Source organism: Trichocoleus sp. FACHB-591 (assembly GCF_014695845.1).
Taxonomy (GTDB): domain Bacteria; phylum Cyanobacteriota; class Cyanobacteriia; order FACHB-46; family FACHB-46; genus Trichocoleus.
In genome coordinates this window covers 1-26,005 of sequence record NZ_JACJPA010000009.1, presented here as the reverse complement: position 1 = coordinate 26,005, position 26,005 = coordinate 1, and the positions used below count along the sequence as shown (strand labels likewise).

Below are 26,005 nucleotides of genomic sequence, written 5' to 3'. Positions count from 1 at the left end.
TAGGTTCCAGAAAGTTACTTGTAAATACTTTGGAGACAACATGAAAGTGAATGCACAAACATTTAGATTGTATCTTCTACTTTTTTTTCTAGTCTTAGGGCAAGTTATTCTATCTCCAGCTAGTGCTTATGCACAGAATCAAAGTGGTGATTACTTTCAGGGAAAACTCCCACATTACCCATCTGAGCGAGAATATGTTATCAGTGAGTGGCGCGTCATAACCTCTAGTGGTCTAAACTGCCGGAGTGATGCTGGAACACAGTTTCGTGTTGTTAAGACTTTGGCATTTAGATCTCCTTTCAATGTGCAAACAGGTGAAGGGAGAGATCAGCATAATAACCCTACTAAATTAGATAGTCGAGGCTTGCCGTGGTTTAAGGTTGCCAAATCTTCTCAAGGTGCAGTCCAATGTTTTGTTAGAGCGAACAGTCGATACATTGAGCCTGTTATCCCTAGATAGCCTTAGGTATTTAGCTAGATAAAACCTAGAGGATACCTGATGGTGCAAAGGCGTGAAAGGGCATGATAAGGCGTGATGAACTTACGGAGTTAGGTGAGGAATTGCCACAACCTCAGTGCAACTCAACTAATTAAAGTCTGGATTCTGTTCACTTCTGATACATTCTTAGCTCCTTATACTGTAAGGATGTACTCATTGACTTTGTAGCTCAACAGTTATTCCTATGAATACCGAGGATAATTTGTCAACTGGTATCAGTAACAAGGTAGAAGTAACAGAGGCTGATAATATTACCTGTGGTATTGGCTTTAGCTTTGGTGTAGCGTCAAGTCAGTGGACCCCTTATTCTCTTGATCATATTTACGCAGCTTTCTACTTTACCGAGCTTAGTAATAAAATCGAAAAGCTCTATCAGAATGAGCGTCTTAATAGAGATGAAAAAGATAGAAGCTTGATTTTTGATAAATATCATCGGCAGCATAGAGCTTGTGTAACATCGGCTATCTTTTCTTCTGTTGCTTTTCTTGAAGCAACAATCAACGAGCTATTTGCAGAAGTAGTAGAGCTGCCTAACGGATACCATGCGGCTCAACTAAATCCTGATATTAAGCTGCTACTAGCAAATTTATGGAAAGTTGATGTTCAAAATGTAAATGCAAAAACAGCAACTTCCTATAATCTAATCGATAGTATTCGTACATTAGAAAAATTTCAAATTGCTTTGAGCATATCAAAAAAACAAGTTTTAGATCCTGCTGCCTCACCTTACCAAGACATTAAGTATTTAGTTTCTATGCGTAATACATTAATGCATTATAAACCCCAAAAAATTGTCTCTCAATCAAATATTCCGTCTATTCCGGTAACAGAAAAAATTAATGGATTGAATTTTGCTGCTTTAGAGTCGGCGAATAAGTTTGAGCAAAATCCTTTATTTGAAGGAGGAAATGCTTATTTTCCTGATAGATGTTTAGGGTATGGCTGCGCTCAATGGGCATCTAATTCTAGCTTCAATTTTGTTCAAAAGTTTTATCTTCAGCTAGGAGTAGTGCCAAGTCCTTCCTTTGCAACTCTCAGAAAAGATGCAAGAACTGCTGTCAATAATTTATGTAACCCCTCTGTCGATTAAGCAATAAAATTTTAGAGCAGTACTCAGTTAATTTCATTCATCCATCATTTGCTCCCATTTATGCTGGCAATAACTACAAAGCCCATTAAAACATTGCTCATCAAGGGATAGATTTGTACCACACATGTTGCAATCAAGGTATTCCAACTCAAATTCACATATTGCACAATGACCCTCGTCAAGCATGTAGGTGTCATGATCACAGGCTGGGCATCTACTTAGTGGTGCTTCACCTCCATCCTTCATGGCTGTATAAATTTGTCCAGCTAAACTATCAAATAAGCACTGCTCTACTACATCTCTAAAATCAAATTCTTCTCCACAAGAACTACAAGCTAAGAAAGTTGAAGCACTACACTCACCTTCATCATCAGTCTTTATTAAACTCGAATGACAAGCTGGACATCTAATTTTGTCGTAAGCATTTCTAAGCGTTTGAGACTTCCAATCAATTTGTTCTAATGACTTCCTGCAAGCTTCTTCTTCTACTGCATAAACCTCTGCTGTTTTCAATAAAGATTTCCAGCATTCTTCACCAAGAAGTTGATGAGGTTGTTCATCTAGATGCTCGTAAATAAAGTCTCGGATTAGAATAAAAGATTTCGCAATAATTTCACGAACAGCATCAGCAGATTTGTCTGTATAATAGTGTTCTATATCATTACGAAGTTGATTTAAGTCATCAAAATTTTTAGAATCAATCTTTATCCCTAAATTACTAAAGCGCTCTTTAATTTCTTGGACATCTACAGTTTTTTTGCCTTTGCCTACAAAAACTACATTACCCTCAGTGTCATAACTGGGTTTTATATCTTTCTTAATCAAGACTTCTTTGTCATGTGGAGGTGATAAACGATATAGCTTTTCTTTGTAAAGCAATAATATCCCAGCACAAATATTTCTAACAGCAGACAAATATCTTTTTTTCTCATTCGTTAAGTAGTCTTCAACACCTACCTGTATTGATTCAATAGCATTAATTAAAAGCGACATGGTCTATCTTACTGATTTACTCTAGGGAATCGAATCAATCGTGAATACTTTTACTCTTCCTCCTCCTCTACATCAATCTCTTCAATCGATCGCTTTGGTGGACGCTGGAAAGTGAAGGTGAAGGTATCGCTACTCTCAATTACTCTTCGCATCTCATCGAACATAGGATATTCACCAATTCCACTTAAGTTTACCCATGCCTTTGCCCTAGTCAAAGCAACAAACGCTTGGTTTCGTAGGTTGATGTTGCTTTCATCCTTAGCAAGGTTATCAAACCCAACAACGTAAACCATTTCAGCCTCATTACCTTTGGCTCTATGAATACGAGAAATTGTTACCCCACCCTCATGCCAGAACTGATTGGGCTTCTTATCAGGCCATTGAGGATTGAGGGTATTAAGACTTTTAGCGCTAGGGATGTAGATATCAATTCCCTGCTCCTTCAGGTATTCAGCTACTCGATCCTCCAACATCTGCGACTCCCAACGATTGCCCAAAACAATAACCAGAATCTCTCGGTTCGGCTTGAGTTGGTCATGCTTTAGGTTTTGCTTAATACTGGTTGCAAGTGCTGCTAGTTCTTCACTCCGATTGTTGTAGGTTTTGAAATTTAAGGTAAGCTCATCCCAAAGTTGTGGGATAGGATTTGGGGAATTCCTTGGAGGTCTGTGCAGTGTGATTTGACGACCTGATATAAAACTACCCTCAACCTCGTACCCTACTACTTTCCAATCCTCTCGATCAGTAATACCTGAGAGCATACCTTCTGTGCGTAGCAGTCCCATGCCAATGGCATGAGCAGCAACAAGGATAGGGCCAGGAGTACGATAGCAACGGTGCATGATCTCGCTTTTCTTGATCCCTCCCTCGTAAAATCCGGTTACTAAGCGTTTGAAGGTTGGGTCAGAACCAAATAACTCAGGAGCGGAAGGGATTTTCTGTGAGTCTAAACTTTGAGCTTCGTCATAGGCCCAGAGTAATCGTCGTATATGCGGCTGCTCAGGACTGGCAGGACGTAGTGCTTGATGAGCCATCCAATAGAAAGGCTGCTTGTCTTCAAACTTCAGCTCATTCTCAACTACCAAGTCTTGCCCCTCGTCGATCAAGATGGCATCAAACATAGGTTGAATGCTTGTCGATTGAAGGAGCAATCTACAGGCTTCTGCAAGAGCCTCATTAGGCTGTTGATATCTGGTGTCCGCCGGAGTCAGACGTTCTACATTGTGAGCTTGGCAGACTTTGCCGTACAACCCTGGCTGGTCGTTGGCACCCCAAGCATGTAAGATTCGTAGTTTCTGCTGGACTTTCAGGCTGTACTTGACCTTGTCATCGCTGAAGTGACGCAGCCATTTATCTACCAGTTCAGTAATGGGGGTGTAGAGCGATCGCGTAAAGAACACCAGAGCAATGTCCCAGTCAGGATGCTTCAAATGCATGTGGGCTGCTTTCTGACATAGCAGTGCAGTCTTGCCGGAACCAGCAATGCCACGAATCCGTTGCGGTCCTGGCGGAATCTCCATCCCAATATGAAACTGGTCTATGTCTGCCTGACCTACAATCTGTTGAGCCTGCTCAATTACTGAGCGGCGTGTTGGCCTGTCTACAATTTGAGCTTTAGTTTCTGGTATCGATGGCTCTGAAGGCGTTTGAGGAGGTGGAGGTGGTACTACTGGCCCTCCAATGACTTTCAACAAAAGCTCCCACTGCTCATCACCAAGCTTTGACTTGGCTCCCCATTTGATTGCTCTGTTCTCAATGCGGCTGATTATAGTGAGCCCTTGAAGTTGATTGCCAGTGATAACAGGTGGACTGTTGGGTTGTCTGGAGAAGTCACTATTTTCCCACTCCTCTTTTGTAATAAGAGGAAGAGCGACGATCATCCGCTGAGCGATTTGTTCGCTCAGTTGTGGGTAGCGACCACAATAGCCCATCAACTTGCTCATCTGAAGCTTGGCTTGTTCAAAAGGGGAAATGTAGTCCCTGTAAAAACCTGGCTTCATTTGCCAACGGTGACCTTGAATAGAGTCAATATCATTGAGACGAATCGATTTGACTTCGATTATTACAAGACCAAGCTCTCGATCCACTATGAGAATGTCAGCCTCATAGCAAGACTGACCTGAGAAGATTGGATAGCGCCAAAATCCAATGCATTCCCTAGCACTGAAAGCTTTACGAACCGCTTCCCAGATCTTCTGCTCTCCGGCTTCACCACCAAGACCAAGAGGCTCTGTTTCAATAAATCTACGAATCGGCTCGTTTGCGTTAGCAGGCATCACCCCTACCTGGTCCGTTGCATCACTACTTCTATTCAGTGATAGCTGCAACTGAAACTAAGTTAGCAAACTGTGATGTTTTGTCATTAAGCCTTACTGTCCGGTCACTTCAAGCCTTGTCCTATAAAGATGTTTTCAGGGTGAATGAACCCAATGCGACAATTGAAGCGACCATCCAGGTAAGCGTACAAACCCTCGTCACCCTGGAAGTACAGCGTTAAGTAGTCCTCATCCTGTCGAGCCGAAACAATCTGTGCTCCTTGCTTGGGTGACACCAGGAAGTTAATCCAGTCAGCAACCTTCTGCGTTGGAACACTCAGTTTGCCAAGGCGAGAGCCATCAATACTTTCAACGCTGAACTCTAGCTGGGTACTCATGGACAGTTGATTGTACTCAACAACTCAATACTAGTTCACTTGTACCAAACTATTAGGCATAATTCAACTAAGTTTAGCTTTGAAAAATTTAGTCCCCTCAATCTAGCAAGCCAGCCAGATCAAGGGGGGTAATTATGCCGACATGGACTTTCGTCTCACCGCATCTTAAAGCCATGCTAGCAGATCACCGAATCATCATGCCTGCGCCCACAACTCGGCTCAGCACCTCACCCAGCTTGCTCTTGGGATTAGTCCGAGCTTGCAAGTTTGCGATCGCAGAATCCATCCTTGCATCGTTCACCACCATCTGTTGACGCTGAGCAAAGGGTGATGCTGCAACTTTGGCTGGAGCCAATCTCTCGGCTTGTCGTTGCTGACGAATTGCCATGAGTTCCTGTCCTGCATCAATCTCTTGTTGCGTAGCGATCGCTTTCTCTCGCAGTGCTTGAACTCGTGGGTCAGTTTGTAACTCAGCAGTAGGGGTAAAAGTACGGCCCATTTCTAGCTGTTGAGCATTTAGGTTTTGTCCTTGGGCACGCCCCGCAATTGCTCGAAGCGTTGCATTGGGATTGGCTGGTGCATCAATAGGGACTAAGCCATAATCCCTAGGTCTAACCTGCGATCGCACGTCATCTTTGATCTGATGGGCAGCAACCAGAGAATCAAGGGCATTACTTTCACGGTACAAAGCTTGGCGTTCTGTGGGACTGGTCAGGTTGAAGGGGCTGGCTGTAGCATCGGTTGTTGCAGCAATGCCAGCTTTCAGGGCAGCATCATAGTTGCGATCGAGAACTTGGGTAACAGGTAAACCAGTTGCACGAGCTTGAACGATTGCATCGGGAAATTGACGTGCAAAGGCTTCTCTAGTTAATGATTGTCCAGCCTGGGCATCCTGATGATAGCTGCGTGATGCATCAAAACTTAAGTCTGTTGGGCCAAGCCGTATAGTCTCAACATTGCGGCGAGGAATGCCCGATACCATGGAGATTTGATTATTAGCTGAGGCGATCTGCTCTGCGCGAGAAGGATGCATTGGCAGAGGTTGGGCGAGGATGCTTCGAGGGGCTGACATTATTGCTGCCTCAATGCCACCTCCATACGTTCCTCGACTTGGGAGGGTTGCCCCTCCTATGTCAGGGATAAAGTCGTTCTTAGCTCTTGCCGCGTAAGGTGTAGTGGTTGTCCCTGCCAGTGGCAAGACTTGATACTTCAGCGCCGACTCAACTTCAGCTAATGGATTTTGGTATTGAGTTTTGCTGAGTGCTCGATAGTGATTACCACTTGAATCAGCCTTGATTGGAGCGTAGTTGTAGGTGTTGGCCCCAAGTTTGGAGAAGGGTAATTCCGGTTCCAAGTATTCCGACGCTCTTGGAGTAAGTCTTCTACTGCCCTCGAACTCACCAACCAACTCTTGTCGGTTGCGATCGTTGATGACCATTTGATCGGAAACTGGCATATCTCTATTACCAATCTCCAGCCGAGAAGAGGTGTCAGTCAACCGTCTCCCAAAATCTGCTTCAGCTTGTCGGCTCAGTTGTCCCAGCGTTTGTTCACCGGAAGCTGCGTAATGGAGCGGCTTGCCAGCAGCGGTAAACTTGCGCTCATCCAAGTAGCGATCGCCATCGTGGATATCCTTAATACCGGGACTGTATCTCTGTGAGGCGTAGACACCATCCATCAAGTCATCCAGCCCATACGAATGCTTGTAGTCTGAACCGTGACTGTAGTGCGGCATTGAGGGTCTGAAGCCACTCTCGAAATCATCACGTACCAAATCTCTGTATGGCTTTTCTCGCAGTCCTAGCGATCGGGCCTGACTTGGATCGAGGTCTAGCATTTGCATCTGAGTCAGCCCTAGATGTCCAGCCATTTTGTCCCGGTCAATTCGGCTGAGGTAGTGTCTATCTACTCCCTCACCGAATCGATTTTCGAGATTAGCTAGTGCCTGATTTGTTTCAGCTAATTCCTGATATGCAGCAGCAGTTCCAATTGATAAATTCCGGGGATTAGGATCGGCACCAATGTATTGCTCAGAAAATGCTTGACTCGCTCTCAATCCGTCAGGATCTTGAAATCCTGCGTACCGCTGTCGATTCAACATTTTTGCAGCATTTCCAGCTACCAAATTATCAATTTGTCTTTCGGCAGAAGCTAGAGCTAACTCAGTCATTCTTCGCTTGGATGGATCGAAATTTGGATCGGTCAGCCATTGCCTATATTGAGTGGCATCTAGCTTCTTGTTCGATGCAGTAGTGTCGGGTAACATTGAGTAGCCGACTACTTGCTTAACGTAGCCTGGAGATAAATCAAGTCGGCCCTCGACTAACTCTGGAAATGAGGGAGCATCTAGAGTTTTAAGCTCTCGCAATACCCTCATTGAGCCTAGCCGATTGCGCCCCAAAGCTGGGTCGTTGTAGGCTCCAGGGTATTGAGCCAGCTTGTCTCGCATTGATTGAGGGCGACGAACTTGAAACTCTCGAATTGATTGCTGAGTTTGAGAACTGGGGAGAAGAGAGAGATTTTCGGTGAACATAAAATTGATGACTTGAATATAGAGGTATCGTGCCTTATGTAAAGCTGAAAAGTACGAGTTTTGGGTAACTTCGAAACGATGAAATTACTCAACAAAAAACCCCTAGTTTTTGTAGCGAACTAGGGGTTTTAATGAAGGTTGAAAAAGGTAAGTCTCTATCGAATTACTGGCTTAAACAATGAACCCTTAGAACGCATTGAATTGAGGAGGTTTGTGCGTTCAGATGCAGAGAGTGAGCCTTTAGCAACACACTCGTTAAGGAATCGGCTCATTGATTTCTCGGCAGCGAAGTCTTGCATATCTCGCTTTGCAAGTTCATTCATCAGCGATCGACAAACTCTGAAGACCCGAACTTCCCAGCGAATGCCTCCGCCCTTAAGGTACTCAGCCTTGTAAACGGTAGGGGTAATGCCATATCTATGTTCGATAGCTATTCTGCAAAATGCCTGAGCTTCAGTCTTGCGCTTGAAGCCAATGTACAAGTCGTTTGAGTCGATGTGCTTGGGGTTATCAATAATGCAGGCAGCAATACGGGGGGAAGCTTCGATAAAGAAAATCAGGGTAGATTCGGTTTCTGTGGTGCAAGGGTTTAACATTGTGACGGTCCTCTGTGATAAGGGGATTAGGGAGAGCTAGGTCTTGACGGGCTACTCTCCCTTAGACAGGTTTAGTGACGATTCGAGATGCGCTCTGAGCCTGGTCTAACCGACCTACCAGACAAGGGATGGGAAACTTAAACGTGAACTGGGCCACGACTCGTTTGAACAAAGCTGTAAGGCTGACGAGGTGATGGAGCATTGATTACAGGAGTTGCATCAATCACCCTCCAACCCTTTGATTGAGCGGCTTCAAGCATCCACTCCAATTCATCTGCGCGAATTGTTTTGTAAGGCTTTGGCTCCTCGTTGCCAACCTTAGTGAAGGTGTGAATCACTGGGCCGCTTCTGTAGTAGAGAACCCGCTTAACAGGCTGAGGCTTGGCTACTTGGCGCAGTCCAGCTCTTGCACTAAGGGAAGAAGAGAGATAGGTGGCAACCGCAAATCCATGTTTGCAGCAAGGATTCTCACGTCCAGCATCACGCTGTTTCTGGTGGTCAGGACAGGTGCAGGTATGGCGATCGCCCTCGACTACAACGGTATATGGTGGGGCATCAGGCATAGATGCGCTGCGAACAGAGAAGTGAGTATCTGAGCCAATCCAAGGCGTGATGTTGGCGATGCTCTTGGCTCCAGCCTTTCGGAACTCTATGAAGTCCTGCTCAAAGGCTTTGCGGCTGAGAAATGTGGAGCAACGAGAGCCTTGGGCAGTGCGACGGTATGTAACCTGAACTGCACCGTTTTTCATAACTCGGACTTGCTCAACAATGTCGCATTTAAGGATTCGGCGAGCAGCGGCATTAGAGATGAAGATATTGGATAGCATGGTGGTGTGTTTGTGTGTTGTATGGGCGATCTGTAGCTGGCGATCGCCCTTTTTATTCGCAAAATTCTTCAAGCTGCGTAGCTGCTACTACCTGGATGCTGCGGCTGAGGATACGTTGTACTTTTTCATCCGAGCCTGGAGAGCTGCACCGGATAACTTCCGACCACGCTTGTCTAGGTTCCAATCGGCAGGTAGCTCAACTGCTTGAATCTCAGTGGTTTTTGGGGTGGACGAAAAATCCCGTAGACCTTCTCGCTCAGATGCAGGGGGAAGAAGGCCAGCGATCGCGGGGGTTGTGAGCAGGAATTGAGGCCGAACCACATTCATCGGCTTGAGTTCAGCTTCGAGGTAAAAAGGAATCTCGTGATCAAAGACTTCCACCATGAAGTAGTAGAAGTCAGGCAAGAGCATCAATGCTTGAAACACATAGGCCAGTGCATCGTAGGCAATGTTGCGGAAGTCTTCAGCCAGCACTTCAGGCTCGTGTAGTAGAGCATAGCTATCGAACATCAAGCGATCGCGAGTGAGTTGCATGTCTTGGTGGGCTTGGTCTTGAAGGATAGCGGTCAGCTTCTCACTGTGGCGAACTGCAACTTGACCGAAGAATGCGCCGACGATTAATGCGGAATCTGCAATTTGAAATGCAACTTTTTCAACAGATAGTACGTTCATTTGAATCTCCTTAATGCCGCTGTATGTGTCGAGGTGCGGCGGATAGCGAGGGCTGGGCTTGAACCAACCTGTCAGCCTGATTACTGACTCACTAATTCTCCAAAACTACAATTTCCCATTCAGCCGAAGCGCAGCGAAGGCACTACCTCGATACTGAACTGGGATACCAGAACCTATTTAGTTATCAAGGTTCACTTGCTTCAATTTAGTTTATGCCATTATATATGACGGGGTAAAGGTCATTTTGCCCAAAACCAACAAATCTTCATAAAAAGCTGGCACAATGAAACCGCTATATATGACGGGCTTCATTGAGTGGTGTGTACCTAGGGGTGATAGTGGCGAAGAAAAAAGCGAGACGCGACTTTGAGACTAGATTCAAACCAAAACCAGGCTCATTGGCTCCAAGACCAATCAGCGTGTACCTGCCAAAAGAACTTGATGAGTTTGTGCGATCGCTACCTAACCGAAGTGACTGGTTGCGGCATGTGATAGCCGAGGCCGCTGAGAGGGAAAAACAGAAGCAGCCTGATAGCGACAAGGACTAATCAATGAAGTTTAATGGGTGCAACTGCGAACCTACCAAAGCCTATGTAGAGCTAAGCATCGATCGCTTCACAGCCGAGAATTTCGCAGGGCTTAGCTGGGAAGATCGAGGAGAGTTGCCACTTAAGGGAGGCATTTACTTTGTTGAGGTTAACTTCGGCATTGCCTATGTTGGACAGGCAAAAAACCTACGAAGTCGTTGGAAAAGTCATGAACGGCTTGCAGAAATAAAGGCGTTATATCAGGAAGCTTTCATCCGTTACCTAGTGGTTGAAGACCCTGATGAAAGAAACCGGATGGAGGCAACCTTAAACAAACACTTCAATCCCCCTTGGGACGGCAGAGTGTGGAGGAGAGTCGAAGAATCACGTTGGGGTAAGCTATCCAAGTGGGAATGGTTCGGCTATCCAATCGAAGTCTTTAAGAATGAAACCAAGTTTGCATATAGATTTTTTGCTCCATACGATCCAGGTTCTAAAACCTCAAACTCTTGCTCTTTTTCAACTCACAGAGAAGCTTTAGAAGCTGCCAAAGAGCATATTGAGCTAGAGTACACATCCCTATCTGCTGAGCGATGGATTGAAGAGAGTGTTAATTCCAGGCTCATCACAGTGCAGTTGCACGATACTCTATGCAAAATCCTTCCACCTCTATTCCCTGGCGATTTCAAGAGTCCTTTGGAGCCGTTCTCTATCACAAGGGATGTATGGGAATTAGAAACAGAAGGAGCTATTGACGAGGCTTAAAATCTGGGCATCCTTCACACGGCCCCTCTGGATTTACAGCGCATCGTACATGAGGCGATCGCGCTGAATGGGAACAGTTGGGATCACCTAAGGACTTTTGCAAGGCTTCCACATCAGCTCTCAATCGAGCCTCCCTTGCAGCTATCCATGCTTTGTGATTCTGCCATCGTTCCCACGTTCTAAATACGCCTAGGGGGAAGCAGATTGCAGCAGCACCAAGGGCAATCGGAACTGTGATTGAACGCGGCCCAATGTTGAAACGAACGCAGAGGTAGAAAATTAAAATGACGAGGAGAAGGTAACCATCAAAGGTAAGGCGATAGTGCCGCACAAAGGATCGAATGGCTTGTTGAATTCGCATGATTAAAAGCCCACTTCTTCCACTAAGCTACAACCTTCTTCCCCGGTAGGCCGACTGCACACTAAGGCGATCGCGTTTCCTCCCCCACCTCAATCGGGAACTCTAAGCCTGCCCCTCTTGGTGAAAGTATGAATCGATCGCCCTCGTCTCTCCCGCTCCTCTCCTAGCCCAAGTAACTATTTCGGGTACTGAGTGAGCATATAAGACCAATAGCAAGCAAATTGGAAGGACTAATCGCTAAATAAGGGGTGCTTAATATAATGCAAATGATGCAAGGAATATACAAAAGGCTTAAGGGAGAGACTAGCTCAGCAGCTTATCGTTGTCATCTAGTAATGCAGGATGGAGTATGCTTCAAGACTGTTTATTTACATGTCCCTCCGCAGCTAAATCATTATATTGAAATTCTCGATGCTCAAGGAAAGTACAGTCAGTATTCAGTTTTGGCTGTAGTTCATACAGCCCACGAGGCGCGAATCTTCGGCTCCTATTCTGCTAGCTGTCGCGTCAACGTTTGCAGAACCCACTAGAAAAGAGAGGCAACGCCTGAATCACAATCAGTGATTGCAGCAGGAACTGTCACACCGAATCATCTGCCCAGCCACAGTGCCTACAATCCCAGTGCACTCTTGGAATTTCCGAAGCAATGCCAGTCTCACACTGAGGGCATCGACCTGTAAACATTGGGTGTGAGTCGAGGAGTGCCAACTTTTCCAAGCGTGACCACCGCTGCTCTGGAGTCACGATCAGCTCACCGTTATAGTAGCTGGCTCCTTCAGGCTCCCAAAGCTCCTCTGGATCGGCTGTAGGATCGTGCTGGAAATCCAAGCAAGTATCACTACTCGTACCCTCTGGATGCACAGTACAGACCAGATGGGGATTGTGAGCATAGAGGATACAGCGATCGCACTCTGGAACTTTACGGCTCATCAATCCTCATCCTTCACTTCTAACTGATAGATCCGGTTGGAGGGGTGTTCTGCCATTAAGCGCCAGTAGTAGCCGTTGGGTGGTGGCTGTACCTGGGAGCCACAACGGTAAAGCAAGGTTGGCTCGTCCCGCCTAATCCCATCCTTGACTGCTTTTTCTAGTTGGGGATCGGGTGCCGCATCGTTGTACCAAACAATGTGAGCGGTGCCGAAATACCCAGCATTTAGAAGACTTGCGAATAGCCACTCCATGATGAGCTGCATCTCTTCTATTGGGATGCCAGACTCACCTTGCCCATAGCTTTCGATGGTAGGGGTAGGAGGATTGCTGTTTGATTGGGGCAGCAAGGGTGCTAGGAGGGAACGAGCGAGGGTCAGGAGTCGGCTCATGATCAGAAATTGTGAGGGCTGGACTCAAGATGCCCAATCACTGTAATTCGAGAACACTGGGTATTTTAGTGAGCGATCGCTTAAGCAAAAGCAATACATCTATGTAGCAATTTTTACAGGAAAGCTAATTTATTTTTTTGATGAGACATTCTGACTCCATTATGTTCTTTCAGTAAAAGCACAGGAACTACGGAGGACTTTAGAGAAAGCATAAGCACAAACTCTATAAGTATTACCAAGGAGTAGCTCATGCTTTTATCTAAGAAATTTTCAATGTTTGCTGGGGTAACTTCCATCGTTTTGGGAGTGACTGGAGTTGCTCAGGCGGAGAGCCTTCTTGTAGGTGGGCCTGGCTACTATGGCGATTGCGCTCCTTTCGGATGTGTAGCTCGATACCAGCAGGTTTATGATGCAAGTCTTTTTTCTGGCCCTGCGAACATTGATGCGATATCGTTCTTCAGTTCGTACTCGCAAGCAGTTGATCCAGCAAATTACACCTTCAGCTTTTCGACAACAAATAAGCTGGTGAACGAGCTTTCTAGTATCTTCGCTGAGAATACAGGGGCCGACAGCAAGACTTTCTTTTCTGGAGCTTTAGGTGGGCCTATTGGAATTGAGAAGCTTACGATTAGTGGAGGTAGCTTCTTTTATGATCCTTCCAAGGGTAATTTGTTGCTAGATGTTGCTAAGGCTGGGAGCAATAATAACTTCTCCGCTTGGTTTGACTATCGGTCCGATTTCGATAAATTTAGTAGAGTATTCTCATTTGAGCAGTCGAACGAAGGATCTACTAATTCGAATTACGGTCTTGTCACAGAATTCACAACTTCTAAGCCACAGCAAAGCGAGAGCGTTCCCGAGCCAGGGATGATCGGAAGCCTTTCTCTGCTTGGACTGGGAATGATTGCTTCTGGTAAAAAACTAGCCGCTCAGAAATCGGCATAGAAGCTAAGCAGATCCCAAAGGTTTTCGTACTTACCTGAATTGCCAGGAAGCGTGATTCTAAACCTCTTCTAAAGGCTGAAACCCCACTTCCTCGGTTGTTGAAGTGCTTCTGGAAGTGGTTAGAAGTACTTCTAGAAGTGGAAGCAGGAAGTGAATTGGAAGTGACTGGAAGTAGTGAATTGGAAGTACTTCCAGAAGTGGTAGTAGAAGTACTTCCCTCCCGCTTCCCCCTCAAGCTGATGACTGAAGGGTAGCCTTGGACAGCTCTTCGCAGTAGCTCTCAAAGCTTGCTATCAGTGAGTTTTCCTTGAGGAATCGGCTCACCTGGGAATAAGCTTCAGTCCCGTTTGGAAAGGCAGAATACATCATATAGATCTTTCCTAAAACCCAGGTCTGATAGTGAGTCAAGGGCTGTCGGCGCTTTAGTCTTGGAAACTCCCAGATGATGTCCCGATAGTCACTAACGTGAAAAATTGCAACTTTCTCATAGGCAAGTAATGTGGTTCTACTAACGCCAAGCTGCTTAGCAATTTCCGTTCTGGTATAAAGCCTTCGATTTGGCGGCAAGTCTTTTCGCTTGTCTGCAAGCCTTGGTCTGGCCATATCAATCACCTTCTGCTCCTAAACGCTTTACAACCACTGAACAAAATGGGGTTTTGGTTTTTTGAGAAGTGGTTCGGAAATGGTTCTGTCATAAAAATCCCCGACTTTCGCCGGGGGATAGTGAGTCTTATTGTGAGAATCAAGCTGCGATCGCAACGACCTCGACCTGATTGATGGGTGAGCAGTCAAGCAGTTCTTGCTCAGATAGCACTGAGACAAAAGGGCCACCATTGCTCACCTGGTAGCACCAACCAGGTTGAAGCTCAAGCTGTTCCGCTGTTTCCTTGCAGTAGTGATTGAGTCCGATAATTTGCATCGTTGTTCCATCGATCTCAAGCTTCCCAAACAGTGGGAACTGAGGGATCGGAATTGATTCAGGCAGGATAATGGAGACGGTATTAGGTTTTGATTTGATTTCAAACTGCATGTGAGTCTCCTACCCTAACTTGCGATCGGTAGTAGTTCAGGTTCTGCTGCTTGGGCCTGCTGCGATTGCTGATATTCCCTTGCTAGGCGACGCAAGTAGCCTTCGGTGTGAATATGCCCCATGTAGTCAGCCCGTTGCCTGTTCCGTTTGTTGTCCACCTCAAATTTCCAGAAAATGTGGCACCACCAGCCCTGGTTATCAGGATGCTCGTAAATGGTTTCAGAACGCTGGGCAGAACAATACTCCAACCCAACTACGATCGCCACAACATCGGGGGCAATTGGCACCTCTTCAAAGAGACTAAAGGCAGGTAAAGGCACTTTCTTTGGAATGGTGGCGCAGATAGTTCTGTTGGAGATTTTGGCCCTAGAGGGCTGAACTAGAAAGACTTCTGGCATGATGAGATTACTCCGATGAATTGCATATTCGGACTGAGCCGACCCTTGCCGTGGAAAGTTGGGGTCGGTTCTATTTTTTGCCAGCTACAGTATCAAGCTGTAGCTAACTGTATGCTACAGTATCTTAAAGGGCAATACAACAGTAAACAATAAAGGAGGTATGATGCTGGCAGTATCGAATCAATCCAGTAACTTGATGGGCAGAAGGCAACTTGATGCAGTAACGGCCTACTTGCCGACTGAGATTAAGCAGAAACTAGAAGCGTGGGCGCACTCTGAGGATCGGAGTGTAAGCTACCTTGTGGCACGCCTAATTACAGAAGCTGTAGAGGCTAAAGAAAAACAAAGTAACGAAAACACCCCAGCATAGTAATTGAGGCCAGCATGAATGCAGAACGAATCGAACGGCTAGATTACCAAACAACACATCCGCTGAGAGGTGCTGAGGGTGGCAAAAAGTGCAATCGTTGATCGCGAACTTTGGGCAATTACCCTTTATGTCGCACGGGATCTACCTAGTGAATCCTTAAAGTCCAAGATTAAAAATAGTTTTCAGCAGGATAAATGGGATCAGATTCGAAGCACACTTTACGCTGTTGGTGTTAGTTGGTGGACAAAAGCTTCATTTAAAGATAATCCTCTACATTCCTGGCTAGATGGAGGTTTGATAAGTCAGTGGGAGTTTGATTATTACGAAGGGCTGACAAGTGTATTCCAAAATTTATGGTTTCTTATACAGGCATCTGAGCCTTTCGTACGAAAAGAAGCATGTCAGCAAGGCATAGCCTATCCATTTGAAAATGCAGAATCCAGAGCAGCAGCCTTATTCAAAGAGATTGTGCAGGTAGATACGGATAGTGCATTTCTAGAGTGCCTAAACTACCTTGAAGCCTCTGCACCCAAAACAGAAGCAGCTCTGCGTATCTTTGCCACACGTATTGCAGGTGAGGACGAGAGTAGATTGAAAGTTTACAAAAAAAGACTCAAAGGAAAAACTCCTGGACAGCTCTCTACACAGTCTCTACCTGGCTGGAGAAATCAAAACTTCTGGCTGAACTTTGTCTTTGACGTTTGCGAAATAAAAGCAAGATCAAACCAGGACATCAAGAGTAAGCTCAATCATTGCTGTCACGCCTTATCAAATTGGGCTGAAATATTAGCTAAAGCCTGTAGGAACTGGCCGTCTTATTCATATAGTCCCGGAAGCGGAGTTATTAAATCTGGGACAGCTAGGGGAGGAGCCTATTCTTAATAAATCTTTACATCTGTAACAAGACAAGGAGGTCAGGCAAATTAAAACTTAAGCTAAAACAATAACCCCCGCATCGCTGCGAGGGTCATTATAAAATCTTGCCACTGGTCAGGTGGGCTGAAACTCCAAAACTACCAGGCAAGGAACTTAACTAATCCATCCCTTAAAAGCCAAAGCAGTGTGTACCACCACACCGAAGAGGCTAAAGGGCTAGTCTTATCTGGGCATAGTGGTGCCCATTACTTACTATGATCACCGCAGATTCAAAAACTTTCAAGCATTTTCTTCCCCGTTCTTATTCTAAGGGTAAGACTCGCAAGTTTCAAGATAAGACCAAAAACGCTACTGAAAAGCATCAGGAGCAGAAGATTCCTGCAAAAAGAAGCAAACCGCAATACCTAGGGCCAGTTCGCCTAACCAAGTCGGTTGTCGCCTCAATATGCTGGTGGGCGCGAACTGACGGGGGGGATTCTCCCGAAGGATTCATGCAAGTCTTCGAGGGCAACGGGTACCCCCAGCTTAGATACCCACACTCCGAAGAGGCTCTTGAGCATCCACACTTACTGAATACGAAAACTCGTGATCGCATTGCAGCGGTATTTGTAGACAAAGACGGACAATCCGCTCCCGTGTGGATTGATCTGAAGCGGGAGGCTCTGATCCAATGAGCCAGTACACCCCTACCCGCAAAGGTAATCCTTGCCAGATTTGTGGAGATACCAAATCAAAATGTCGAGAAACTGAAGGAACCGTCGCGCTATGCATGACATTCAGTGAGGCGATCGGAGCACCCAACGTCCCAGGTTTCAAGTTCATCGGACGAAGCAGAAATGACCTCTGGGGCAAGTGGATTGTAGATGATAGTCAGAGCTGGAGTGAGCAGCAACGTGAAGAGTGGAAGCGCACCCAGACAGCGCAACGGCAGCTACGAGTCACTAAAGAGAGGGAGAAGCACACTCGCTCACTGTCAGCTAAGGAACGCGACCGCTACTACCGCAAGCTTCTAAATCAACTCATCTTAAATCCTGCTGACCTGGAAGACTTACATCGTCGTGGACTAGCAGATGAAGAGATTGAAGCCGCTGGATTCAAATCTGTTGAGCAGTGGCATGAACTAAAATCTCCAGTCTCCAACCTACTGCCAGGAGTTAATCTTGACGGACTAACCCTCAATACTCAAGCTGGCTACCTTTGCCCAATTCGGAATGTTGACGGGCTAGTTGTTGGTTGCCAAGTCCGATTGCGGCAATCACAGGATGGACGCTATCGCTGGCTAACTAGTGCTACCAAGAAGCGTCAAGATGGCCCTCAACCACATTTGCCTAATGGTGAGCTACCGTTGGCAGTTTACCGACCCGCTAAACTAACTCGGCAGGAGATTGCCCTAGTTGAAGGAACTGGCCCCAAGCCTTTTATCACAGCTCAAAGGTTGGAAGCGATCACTGTTGGGGCAGCGGGTGGGCAGTTCTCTGGCAGCCCTCAAACACTCAAAGCAAGTTTAGAGAAGCTTGCTGCTGAGTTGGGTACTAATACGATCACCTTCTACCCAGACAGTGGAGCGATCGTAAACCGAAATGTACTAAGGCAATACGAGAACACCTGGGAACTTCTACTAGATTGGGGCTACACAGTTCAGGTTGGTTGGTGGGGGCAGGTATCAAAAGCAGATCCAGATATTGATGAACTGCAAGATTTAAACCTTATCGAGTTCATTAGCCCTCAGAAATTCCTGAAAGATGGAAAGCGGGAGTATTGGTGTGGCTTCTACAGAGAACAGCGTAGAAAGATTGCTCAGCACTCCTTCACTTACAAGCCTGATGCTTTGGTGAGCGATCGCTTCTTACCTAAGTTCCATCTATCCGACTTAAAGCCTGGAGTCACTGTAGTTAAAGCACCTTGGGGAAGCGGCAAGTCCTCTAACATCCTGTCTCCCATTGCTAGAGATGCCCGAAGTGCGGGATACGATGTAATGCAGGTTGGGCATTTAAATAGCTTGCTGGAAAATACCGCTCCCAAAATGAAGCTGGATACTCACCGAACTGTAAAGGATATTGGATCGGTTGGCCGCAATTTAGTAAACCTGAGTACCCATCCCAACCTCGCAATTACCTTGCACTCACTCGGCGCGATGGTAGATGTATCTAAAAGAACCAAACCATTGCTACTCCTCATTGATGAGCATGAGCAAGTCTTCCAAAGTCTGTCAGATCGGCAGAATACTACGCTCAAAGGAGAGTTGAGGCAGGCTGCGAGACTAAAGCTTGAGCATCTAATTCGTGAAGCTAAATACGTTCTGTTGTCTGACGCTGATGCCTCAGATGTCCTTGTAGATTACGTTCGCCATCTTAGAGGTGAGGATAGAGTTCGTATCATTCAATCCACCTTCAAAGTAGGGGAAGGGAGACTGCCCATTGAAATCAGCACGGGGAAGGACCCAAGCGAACTAATCAAGAGTTTCTTGGACTGCTTGCGTGCTGGTGGTAAAGCAATATTCTTTGTCAGTTGCCCTCAAGAAATCCGCTCAATTGTGGAGCAAATCAAAGCCGACCCTGAACTTCAAGAACTTAAGGGGCAAGCAGTTTACGGTGATGTAACAAGTGAGCCGGAAGTTGCCCGTTTCATTGAGTCGATTGATAAGGAGTACATCAAACTAGACTGGCTAATCCATTCAAGTTCTTTGGGAACTGGAGTGGATCTCAATAAAGAACACTTCACCCATCGTTTTGCCCTCGTTCGTGGTGGAGCACTAAGTGCAACTGAATGTTGTCAAGCAATGTTTCGCTATCGACCTGATGTGCCCACACTCATCTGGGTTACTCCGATGACTCAAAATAAGGAATGTGATGCTGAGGAAATTCTGAAAGCATTGCAGTACAGGGAATCCACTACATTCGATACTCTAAGATGCTCAAGAATTGCTGGCATTCAGGCGAGTGCAACTGGTGAAATCAACCTAGATGATCGGCCTTTCCTAGATCTCTACGCAAAGCTTACGGCTCGGAAGAATGCTAGTCTTTCCAACCTCCGCGAATCAATCTATGAGGTACTTGAAGCCAGTGGTTATAGCCTGAAGTTCAACGAGCCAGTCAGCTACCAGGATATTAAAACCACGCACCGGGAGATCAAGAGAAAGCTTGATAAGGAAGATTGTGAGGCGATCGCCAATGCTCGTGTTCTAAGTGATGAGGAATTGAGTGAGAAGGCTAATTCATTCACCCTTACATTGGCCGATCAGCAAGCGGTTTGCAAGGCATTACTACATCGCGATACTGGCTTAGAAGTTACGCCTGAGTTAGTGAAGATTGACGATGAGGGTAGATGGCGTAAGGGCGTAAAGCATCTTGAGTACTTGCTTTCAGATCCAGCTTTAGCAATGTTGGATGATGTCTTAGATCAAAAGAGTAATCCCATTGCAAGCGATCGCTCACATTACACGCTCAAAAGAAACTTGCTAGCTGACTTGGGCATTAAGGGATTTCTTGAGCCTGGTCTGGAGTGGCGAAAAAGTGACCAACTGCTCGTTCAATTTGCCGATCGCTGCCGACTTCGAGCACATGACATCAAGACTATCTGGGGCTTCAACATTCCTCAAGATTCAAGGAAGCTGAGCGATGTGCAAATTCTAGGTGAGTTCTTGCGGCGACTAGGGCTTGCCACTCTCTCCAGGCAAGTTGGAGCAGGCAAGGATCGAGAGCGACTGTATTGGGTCAATCCAGAACGCATGGAATTGTGCAAACGAGTAATCGAGCACAGGCAGAAAAGGCGGCAAGAGCATACCCTCACCTTAAACTCCCTCAGTTCCGAGGGGAGTCTAACTGAGGCACACCCCTTGAGCACACCCCCTCCACAACAGCTCAGCGAACCCAGACACACCCCCCCTTATATATACACTCCATCTTCAGGGGGTGTGTCTAAATTTGAATCACCTATCCCCCTTGGTCCCTCACCAACATTAACCACTCAACAAATTAGTCTAAAACCTGGCGATCTCGTAATTTGGAAGGCACTATCAGGGGAATGGGAAGTTGTCTGGGCTGGTACTGCCATAGCGGGAGTTCGACGAGTGGGTGAGGATTTAGATTGGAGGGTTGATTTAGCTGATTTAACTCCAGTTGAGCAAGGGGCGAGGTAGTAGGATGAATGATTTTGAGTTTGAGTTACGACTCCTTGAAGGCGATCGCAATCGGCACACGGCAATCATCCGCGATCTAAAGCGAGAGTTGCGGGAAGAACGGGAGGGGCTGAAAGAAGGAAGTAAACGTCTGGTGAGAAATGAGCAGGATAGGCCAAGGAGATGACTACAAAAGTGGATTGTGATGCCTATGAATGGATAGAGCTTTGCCAGTCAGAGGCAGGAGATGAGCACTTCATAGATCCTCAAATAGTATCTGTGAAAGGGAGCGTAGTTGAGGTTCGGCGCTCAGTGATATTTGCTCAGCCTGATCGGACTCGATGGGGTGCAGTGGCGGGTAGTCAGAGCTTAGAGCGTGTGGATTTAAGTACTGGCACTTGGTCTACTCAGAAGGAGGTTCTGATTGGTCTAGAGGGACAGGTATTAAACATCAACGAACAGGTTGATGGAAATGAGCTTCCTAGTCTTCCTGGCTCAGTCAATGCAGCAGGGCTAGCATTCCTCCGTGCCCTACTACGCAATCGCAAACGACAGCAATTGAGCATCAAGCGTCGGCACAAAAAGCATTTGTTAAAACGTACAAGGAGCAACAACAATGAGCACTAATTTTCAAGACGAATTAAAGCGGGTTCAGCGGAAGGTTGAAGATCCTAGCATTGGCTTTGAGGTTTTCGGGCGCAGATTCGTCAATCCACTAGGCAACAAGGAATCCAACGTTAGAGATTTCGTCACGAAGAACGAGCTTGCCCAGTTTGACAGCGATGGAAGCTTAAGCAGTAAGCTATCAAACTCTGCGCCGAATGACTGGGATGAGATTGCCGAAGACTTCGCTGGTCGTCAAGCTGCGGCTGAAGGAACTCGAACTAGGGCAAAGAAGGAAGCACTTGGCGATCGCACTAGAGAATTCCAAGACCAGGAAGCCTACGAAACTCGACAGCAGGCTCGGAACCTAGCCAGTCAACGCACCATCATGGACAAGCAGCTAGAGGGGCAGAAGTACGGGGCTGACATTGGCTTGCGTGGCATTGAAGCACAGACTGGAGCATCAACCAGGCAGGCTCAAATTGGTGCAGATGCAGCAGTTCGACAGGCTGAGATTGGTGGTCGGTACAATGTCCAAGGCCAGGAAGTTGCGGGACGCTACGCTCTCCAAGGGCAAGAGGTCATGGGCCGCTACAACTTGGAGGGAACCAAGGTTGGGGCAAGAGCGCAAGTTCAAACCGCTCAGATTGGTGCCAATGCCAGCCGGGATGTGGCTAACATCTCTGGTAATTGGAACTACCGCACAACAGACTTAACCAGCGGTCGTCAGCTCCAAGGCCAGCGTGAAGGATTAGCATCTGACGAGAGACGACAGACTCAGAACTTATTGGCTAGTCGACAAGCTCAAGGTCAGGAGTACAAGCGACAAGAGGCCAGTGAACTACTCCAGGCTAGATTGCAACGTGGCGATAGTGGGCGGAACTTCTTGCTCCAAGCAGTTGGTGGCAAGCAGTGGTTCCGGTAGGTTAGGGGCGATCGCCTCAGTGAAGAGAGGCGAAATTTGACGTTCTAATCGACATTTAAAGGCAGCAGACAGACCTTTTTATTTTGTTTGGCAAAGTTTAGAAGCGGTGGTATCAAGGTCGGCGCAGTGATATATTCCCCGATTTTCATCTAAAAGCTTGAAAGGTTTGATAGATATGCCCAGATGGACAGCAGAGGCAAGAGAAAGACAGCGGCGACTAATCAAGGAATGGCAGCCTTGGGAGAGTAGTACTGGCCCCAGGACTGAGCAGGGTAAGGAAATCTCCAGTCAGAATGCGCGTCGGGTTAGCATATCGGATACAGAGCTGATAGGCGGACTCCGAAAGATTCGACACGAACTGGGCGCGATCGCTAGGATTCAGCACAGGCAGCGGATTGATGAAGCGTGGGATGCAGTGATTGCATCATTTAATAAGTAAGAATTTGAGAGAATGAGAGAAAACCGAAACGAACTATTCAAATTCTCGCAACTCTGATGCTGAAATCTCGGTGCAGCGAACATTTGATAACTGAGAGAGATTGAAGAAAATGTCAGACTGGATCAATAGCGGGAAGAATTTAGCCTTGCTCTGAGAAACATTAATGCTGCAGATTCACCGCCTGATTGCTTGGGATGATGAGGTGGTACGTGAATACGTGCTTGATGCTCCCACTTATTTGATTGGTAGAAGTCCCAAGTGTGGCATCCGCTTCTCTTCACCCTATGTCTCTCGTCGCCATGCCACCTTGGTACAGCGCTTCCGTGAGGATGGAAGTAATTACTACCACATTGTGGATGGTAGCAGCAAGAATAGGCCGAGTATGAATGGATCGATGATCAACGGGTATAAGCTCCAAAGCCACGATTTAGAAGATGGAGATGTGGTTGTCCTTGGGGCGAGAATGCGATTTCGGTATTTTGTAAGAAAAATAGAAAATGGGGCCACTGATAAATGCAATTTCCTCCTTAAGTGCTCCCAGACCTGGGATGACCTAGAAGAAACTAGCTGGACGCTTGTACGGTACTGCTTGCAATGCCAGCAAGAGGTGTTTCACGCTGAAGAACTTTGGCATTTGCTGTATGCACCAGACAGCTATAAATGCTTTTTTGTAAAGCATCTACTACCTGAAGAAGAGCAATCATAGCCTTAGAAGTGGGAAGGGCGGCATTCTGCGATCGTCTCTATTTTCGCCTTGGCTTAATTTCGTCAAGGTGATTTTCTATATTTTCGCCCACGCCCCACGTCACTCCGGCGCTGGCTTCGGGACGGTCCATAGCCCCTCGGACGGCTTGAGCTGTCCAACGAGCTTCCCATCCTCGAAGATCGTCACTTTCCGATAATTCGCTCTCGGCACTTGGATGGCCAGGAAGAACTTGAACTGCGCAGCGTCAACGTCGGACTTTGGGCGCTTCAGTCGATAACGCAGCGTCAACTCCCCAGCTTTGGTCGTCACCCGCTCGACTTCGAAGAGTCGGTCCGCCTTCGACGGATCGGGAGATGCAGCGAACACGTGTGCCACCATGAGGATTTGACTCTTCTCGTACAGACTCGCCTCCGGATGGAACGGGCGGGGGTCACCAGCGATCGGTGCGGGATGGAACACCTGGTCGTACTCCTGGGGCGTCCGGATCAGCGCGTAGAATCGCGGCTCGGCCTGTTCGTCCCAGTTAACCGGGAAGTTCTGGTACGCATACATCGGGATGCGATTGTAGCTCTCGGCACATTCCCGCGCCATCCCTGTGCTGCCCATGACCACCAGGAAGCTGGTCGCCACGCCGAGGACAATCGTCTTTAAGGGTCGCATAACTGAGTCTCCATGAAGGAACGGTGTGGCATTGCAACTAGGCACTAAGTAACGCACCTACCAATCTGTGAGGCTGGCAATCTAATACCTTAAAGCTCTAATATCTTTCCCAAGACTGTGACAAATTAAGCTATTTGAGAATTCTCATGCTAAGTCAGTAAGCTAGGAAATTGGCCGTCGAAAATTTAATCCTTCTGTAAGCAACATCAATGCAGCAGATCCATTACCTGGTTGTTGAATACGAGAAAAACCGCCGAGAATTCGTTCTTAGTAATCCTATTTACTCAATTGGGAGCGATCCTAAATGCGATATTTGCCTAATCTCCCAGCTTGTTTCTCGCCGTCATGCTACTTTAGTGCGACTCCCTCACAAATACGACAGCTATTACTATCGGATTGTTGATGGCAACCTCAAGGGCAAACCTAGTGCGAATGGCTTCTTAATTAATGGTCATAAGCTGCAAGCTCATGACCTACAAAATGAAGATGTAATTATATTTGGGCCAGGAGTTCAGGCTGGTTACGCTGTAAGAGCGATAAATTGATTGAGAGGTGTACTTTTCTTTTTCCAGTGTTTGCAAAACTGGAACGCTTAATAATCAGAATGCCTGATGTAAGCGATTTGGCTTACTGGAGAATACACTACTTCAATCACGTCCAGTGTTGGAAATTGTTTTGCGTAGCACTGGACTTGTCCTCCAATCTCAAGTTTTGACGGCTTCCACCAACTCCTCTCGGGATACGAGTCTATATTTGGGGGCGAATCTATATCTATTAACGATGGATCGCACTCATAGTCTGCAACTAGTTTGCCAGACTCTAAGCGCAGGTTCCTAGCGAACTGCCTAATATTTGATGAGTTCATCTTAAAACGGCAGTAGTACCCATAGCCGTCTCCGCTTAACCCATTGGTGAAACAACGGAGATTGGAAACTTTGCCGACACGACCTAAGTATTGAATGTAAAACCCAGCATAAGTCGGGATCGCACTACCCGAATTCAATAGAGGTGGAACAGCGAATACAAGGAGCTCGATATAAGCAATGAGGCAAAGAGGAACAGCGACTGCACAAGCAATAAGTAGTCGCAGAGAAATGAAACCACGCAAGTTTTGATTCGATAGCTTCGCCATTGCAACTCTCTGTGAAGTAGCACCAAGCTAGCAAATCTCCAATACTCAAGCTTGCACTGGGACATAAAACAAAGCGTTAAAGGTTTTACCATCTTTCCTGAAGTACCCAGAAAGCCCCATAAGATATTGAAGAGGTGCAGCTTTTGGGAGGCGAGACGTGCGCGTCAATATCTTTGTGTGCTTAATTGGGCTGTTGTTGGCCCTATCAGGATGCGCGATCGCTCCTCCGATTGAAAGTCCACCTTCAGTTCCAGCGCCAGCTCCGATCCCTTCACCCTCGCCACCGACTTCTAGAAGTGTTCACTTACGACTGGGCAATCCTAGTAATGCTGTGGCTGATGTAGCTAAGCCAGATAACTACTTGATGGTGAAGCCGCAGTACGCCTTGTCCTACAATCGCAGCAAAGGTACTCCGAACTGGGTGAGTTGGCAACTGAATTCCAAATGGTTGGGAGAGGCGGAGCGACAGAATGATTTCCGCCCAGACCCCCAGCTTCCAACGGGTTGGTATCGGGTGACTCCTAGAGACTATACAAACAGTGGTTTCGACCGCGGCCATCTCACTTCATCGGAGGATCGAGGCGGGACAGTTGAGGCAAACTCTGCCACCTTCCTGATGACCAACATCATTCCTCAAGCTCCAGACAATAATCAGGGGCCATGGGTGGCGTTGGAGGAATACTGCCGAGATTTAGTCAGGCAGGGGAAAGAGCTTTACATCATCGCTGGAGGCAGGGGCCAAGGTGGTGTGGGTGGAAAAGGTGCAATGACCACGCTGGCAGTAGGCAAGGTTGTGGTTCCAGCCAGCACCTGGAAAGTAATTGTGGTGCTCGACAAGCCAGGTGCCGGACTGAAGGGCATCACTAGCAAGACGCGAGTCATTGCAGTGGAGATGCCAAATCGACAGGGGATTAAGAGGAATAGCTGGCAGTCCTTCAAAACCTCGGTGGACCAAATTGAAGCGAAGAC

The 26,005-nt window shown here is 46.8% G+C and carries 30 protein-coding genes; 16 read left to right on the top strand and 14 right to left on the bottom strand.

Annotated elements, in window-relative coordinates:
• The coding region (locus H6F90_RS30335; protein WP_206756138.1) for a hypothetical protein at window positions 1–460 on the top strand (460 nt) is incomplete at its 5' end.
• 223 nt (window positions 461–683) lie between these two features.
• A complete protein-coding gene (locus tag H6F90_RS00340) occupies window positions 684–1,589 on the top strand; it encodes a hypothetical protein (RefSeq protein ID WP_190549205.1) in 906 nt (301 codons plus the stop codon).
• Between the two features lie 33 nt (window positions 1,590–1,622).
• Here the strand turns inward: H6F90_RS00340 and H6F90_RS00335 are convergent, their stop codons facing one another.
• The 7 genes from H6F90_RS00335 to H6F90_RS00305 form a co-directional block, all read right to left on the bottom strand.
• Entirely contained in the window at window positions 1,623–2,582 is a 960-nt protein-coding gene (locus tag H6F90_RS00335; RefSeq protein WP_190549203.1) for a hypothetical protein, read from the bottom strand.
• Window positions 2,583–2,632: 50 nt separating this feature from the next.
• Window positions 2,633–4,858: a nuclease-related domain-containing DEAD/DEAH box helicase gene (locus tag H6F90_RS00330; RefSeq protein ID WP_190549201.1), complete on the bottom strand. Its 2,226-nt coding sequence runs from the start codon at window positions 4,856–4,858 to the stop codon at window positions 2,633–2,635.
• Window positions 4,859–4,962: 104 nt separating this feature from the next.
• The gene (locus H6F90_RS00325) at window positions 4,963–5,235 is read right to left on the bottom strand and encodes a hypothetical protein (RefSeq protein ID WP_190549199.1); all 273 of its coding nucleotides are present in this window, start codon (window positions 5,233–5,235) and stop codon (window positions 4,963–4,965) included.
• 184 nt (window positions 5,236–5,419) lie between these two features.
• Window positions 5,420–7,768, bottom strand: coding sequence for a hypothetical protein (locus tag H6F90_RS00320; protein WP_190549197.1), 2,349 nt, complete (start codon window positions 7,766–7,768; stop codon window positions 5,420–5,422).
• 155 nt (window positions 7,769–7,923) lie between these two features.
• A complete protein-coding gene (locus tag H6F90_RS00315) occupies window positions 7,924–8,364 on the bottom strand; it encodes a hypothetical protein (RefSeq protein ID WP_190549195.1) in 441 nt (146 codons plus the stop codon).
• A 137-nt stretch (window positions 8,365–8,501) separates the two neighbouring features.
• Window positions 8,502–9,263, bottom strand: a complete 762-nt coding sequence (locus H6F90_RS00310; RefSeq protein WP_190549193.1) for an SWIM zinc finger family protein — start codon at window positions 9,261–9,263, stop codon at window positions 8,502–8,504.
• 15 nt (window positions 9,264–9,278) lie between these two features.
• Window positions 9,279–9,863 carry a hypothetical protein gene (locus H6F90_RS00305; RefSeq protein WP_190549191.1) on the bottom strand — a complete coding sequence of 195 codons (585 nt, stop codon included), beginning with the start codon at window positions 9,861–9,863 and terminating at the stop codon, window positions 9,279–9,281.
• 419 nt (window positions 9,864–10,282) lie between these two features.
• On the opposite strand from H6F90_RS00305, the gene H6F90_RS31005 reads away from it, so the two are divergent.
• A complete protein-coding gene (locus tag H6F90_RS31005; protein ID WP_255524946.1) occupies window positions 10,283–10,411 on the top strand; it encodes a hypothetical protein in 129 nt (42 codons plus the stop codon).
• Between the two features lie 114 nt (window positions 10,412–10,525).
• Window positions 10,526–11,155, top strand: coding sequence for a GIY-YIG nuclease family protein (locus tag H6F90_RS00300; protein ID WP_190549190.1), 630 nt, complete (start codon window positions 10,526–10,528; stop codon window positions 11,153–11,155).
• On the opposite strand, the gene H6F90_RS30430 is transcribed toward H6F90_RS00300, so the two are convergent.
• From H6F90_RS30430 to H6F90_RS00290, 3 genes are all read right to left on the bottom strand, one after another.
• Complete coding sequence (locus H6F90_RS30430) at window positions 11,139–11,516, bottom strand: DUF6464 family protein (protein ID WP_242024247.1); 378 nt, start codon at window positions 11,514–11,516, stop codon at window positions 11,139–11,141. The two genes, H6F90_RS00300 and H6F90_RS30430, sit on opposite strands and share 17 nt — an antisense overlap.
• 579 nt (window positions 11,517–12,095) lie before the next feature.
• Window positions 12,096–12,446: a hypothetical protein gene (locus H6F90_RS00295; RefSeq protein WP_190549188.1), complete on the bottom strand. Its 351-nt coding sequence runs from the start codon at window positions 12,444–12,446 to the stop codon at window positions 12,096–12,098.
• Complete coding sequence (locus H6F90_RS00290) at window positions 12,446–12,835, bottom strand: hypothetical protein (protein WP_199295630.1); 390 nt, start codon at window positions 12,833–12,835, stop codon at window positions 12,446–12,448. The genes H6F90_RS00295 and H6F90_RS00290 overlap by 1 nt, the downstream gene beginning before the upstream one ends.
• A gap of 249 nt (window positions 12,836–13,084) precedes the next feature.
• Here H6F90_RS00290 and H6F90_RS00285 point away from each other — a divergent pair, with 249 nt between their 5' ends.
• Both H6F90_RS00285 and H6F90_RS00280 read left to right on the top strand, forming a co-directional pair.
• A complete protein-coding gene (locus H6F90_RS00285) occupies window positions 13,085–13,780 on the top strand; it encodes a hypothetical protein (protein ID WP_190549186.1) in 696 nt (231 codons plus the stop codon).
• A 98-nt stretch (window positions 13,781–13,878) separates the two neighbouring features.
• Window positions 13,879–14,034: a hypothetical protein gene (locus tag H6F90_RS00280; RefSeq protein WP_190549184.1), complete on the top strand. Its 156-nt coding sequence runs from the start codon at window positions 13,879–13,881 to the stop codon at window positions 14,032–14,034.
• Here H6F90_RS00280 and H6F90_RS00275 read toward each other — a convergent pair.
• From H6F90_RS00275 to H6F90_RS00265, 3 genes are all read right to left on the bottom strand, one after another.
• Complete coding sequence (locus H6F90_RS00275) at window positions 14,012–14,392, bottom strand: hypothetical protein (RefSeq protein ID WP_190549182.1); 381 nt, start codon at window positions 14,390–14,392, stop codon at window positions 14,012–14,014. The two genes, H6F90_RS00280 and H6F90_RS00275, sit on opposite strands and share 23 nt — an antisense overlap.
• 130 nt (window positions 14,393–14,522) lie before the next feature.
• Window positions 14,523–14,699: a hypothetical protein gene (locus H6F90_RS00270; RefSeq protein ID WP_190549180.1), complete on the bottom strand. Its 177-nt coding sequence runs from the start codon at window positions 14,697–14,699 to the stop codon at window positions 14,523–14,525.
• Between the two features lie 125 nt (window positions 14,700–14,824).
• Window positions 14,825–15,208, bottom strand: a complete 384-nt coding sequence (locus H6F90_RS00265; protein WP_190549178.1) for a hypothetical protein — start codon at window positions 15,206–15,208, stop codon at window positions 14,825–14,827.
• 160 nt (window positions 15,209–15,368) lie between these two features.
• Between H6F90_RS00265 and H6F90_RS31320 the strand changes: the two genes are divergently transcribed.
• The 8 genes from H6F90_RS31320 to H6F90_RS00225 all read left to right on the top strand — a co-directional run bounded on the left by H6F90_RS31320 (window position 15,369) and on the right by H6F90_RS00225 (window position 23,244).
• Window positions 15,369–15,578: a CopG family transcriptional regulator gene (locus H6F90_RS31320; protein ID WP_199295629.1), complete on the top strand. Its 210-nt coding sequence runs from the start codon at window positions 15,369–15,371 to the stop codon at window positions 15,576–15,578.
• A gap of 78 nt (window positions 15,579–15,656) precedes the next feature.
• Complete coding sequence (locus H6F90_RS00255; RefSeq protein ID WP_190549176.1) at window positions 15,657–16,460, top strand: hypothetical protein; 804 nt, start codon at window positions 15,657–15,659, stop codon at window positions 16,458–16,460.
• A gap of 664 nt (window positions 16,461–17,124) precedes the next feature.
• Window positions 17,125–20,592: a plasmid replication protein, CyRepA1 family gene (locus tag H6F90_RS00250; protein WP_190549174.1), complete on the top strand. Its 3,468-nt coding sequence runs from the start codon at window positions 17,125–17,127 to the stop codon at window positions 20,590–20,592.
• Between the two features lie 4 nt (window positions 20,593–20,596).
• Window positions 20,597–20,758 (top strand): hypothetical protein, encoded by a 162-nt coding sequence (locus H6F90_RS00245; protein WP_190549172.1) that lies wholly within the window; start codon window positions 20,597–20,599, stop codon window positions 20,756–20,758.
• On the top strand, window positions 20,755–21,198 hold the full coding sequence (locus H6F90_RS00240) for a hypothetical protein (RefSeq protein ID WP_190549170.1): 444 nt from the start codon (window positions 20,755–20,757) through the stop codon (window positions 21,196–21,198). The genes H6F90_RS00245 and H6F90_RS00240 overlap by 4 nt, the downstream gene beginning before the upstream one ends.
• Window positions 21,188–22,099, top strand: coding sequence for a hypothetical protein (locus tag H6F90_RS00235; protein ID WP_190549168.1), 912 nt, complete (start codon window positions 21,188–21,190; stop codon window positions 22,097–22,099). Before H6F90_RS00240 ends, H6F90_RS00235 begins: the two co-directional genes overlap by 11 nt.
• Before the next feature lie 175 nt (window positions 22,100–22,274).
• Complete coding sequence (locus H6F90_RS00230; RefSeq protein ID WP_190549166.1) at window positions 22,275–22,538, top strand: hypothetical protein; 264 nt, start codon at window positions 22,275–22,277, stop codon at window positions 22,536–22,538.
• A 163-nt stretch (window positions 22,539–22,701) separates the two neighbouring features.
• Entirely contained in the window at window positions 22,702–23,244 is a 543-nt protein-coding gene (locus tag H6F90_RS00225; protein ID WP_190549164.1) for an FHA domain-containing protein, read from the top strand.
• Window positions 23,245–23,343: 99 nt separating this feature from the next.
• Here the strand turns inward: H6F90_RS00225 and H6F90_RS00220 are convergent, their stop codons facing one another.
• Window positions 23,344–23,904, bottom strand: coding sequence for a hypothetical protein (locus H6F90_RS00220; RefSeq protein WP_190549162.1), 561 nt, complete (start codon window positions 23,902–23,904; stop codon window positions 23,344–23,346).
• Between the two features lie 209 nt (window positions 23,905–24,113).
• Between H6F90_RS00220 and H6F90_RS00215 the strand changes: the two genes are divergently transcribed.
• Both H6F90_RS00215 and H6F90_RS00210 read left to right on the top strand, forming a co-directional pair.
• A complete protein-coding gene (locus H6F90_RS00215; protein WP_190549160.1) occupies window positions 24,114–24,449 on the top strand; it encodes an FHA domain-containing protein in 336 nt (111 codons plus the stop codon).
• A 744-nt stretch (window positions 24,450–25,193) separates the two neighbouring features.
• Window positions 25,194–26,005 (top strand): DNA/RNA non-specific endonuclease (locus H6F90_RS00210; protein ID WP_370587906.1); only part of this gene is annotated, 812 nt, incomplete at its 3' end.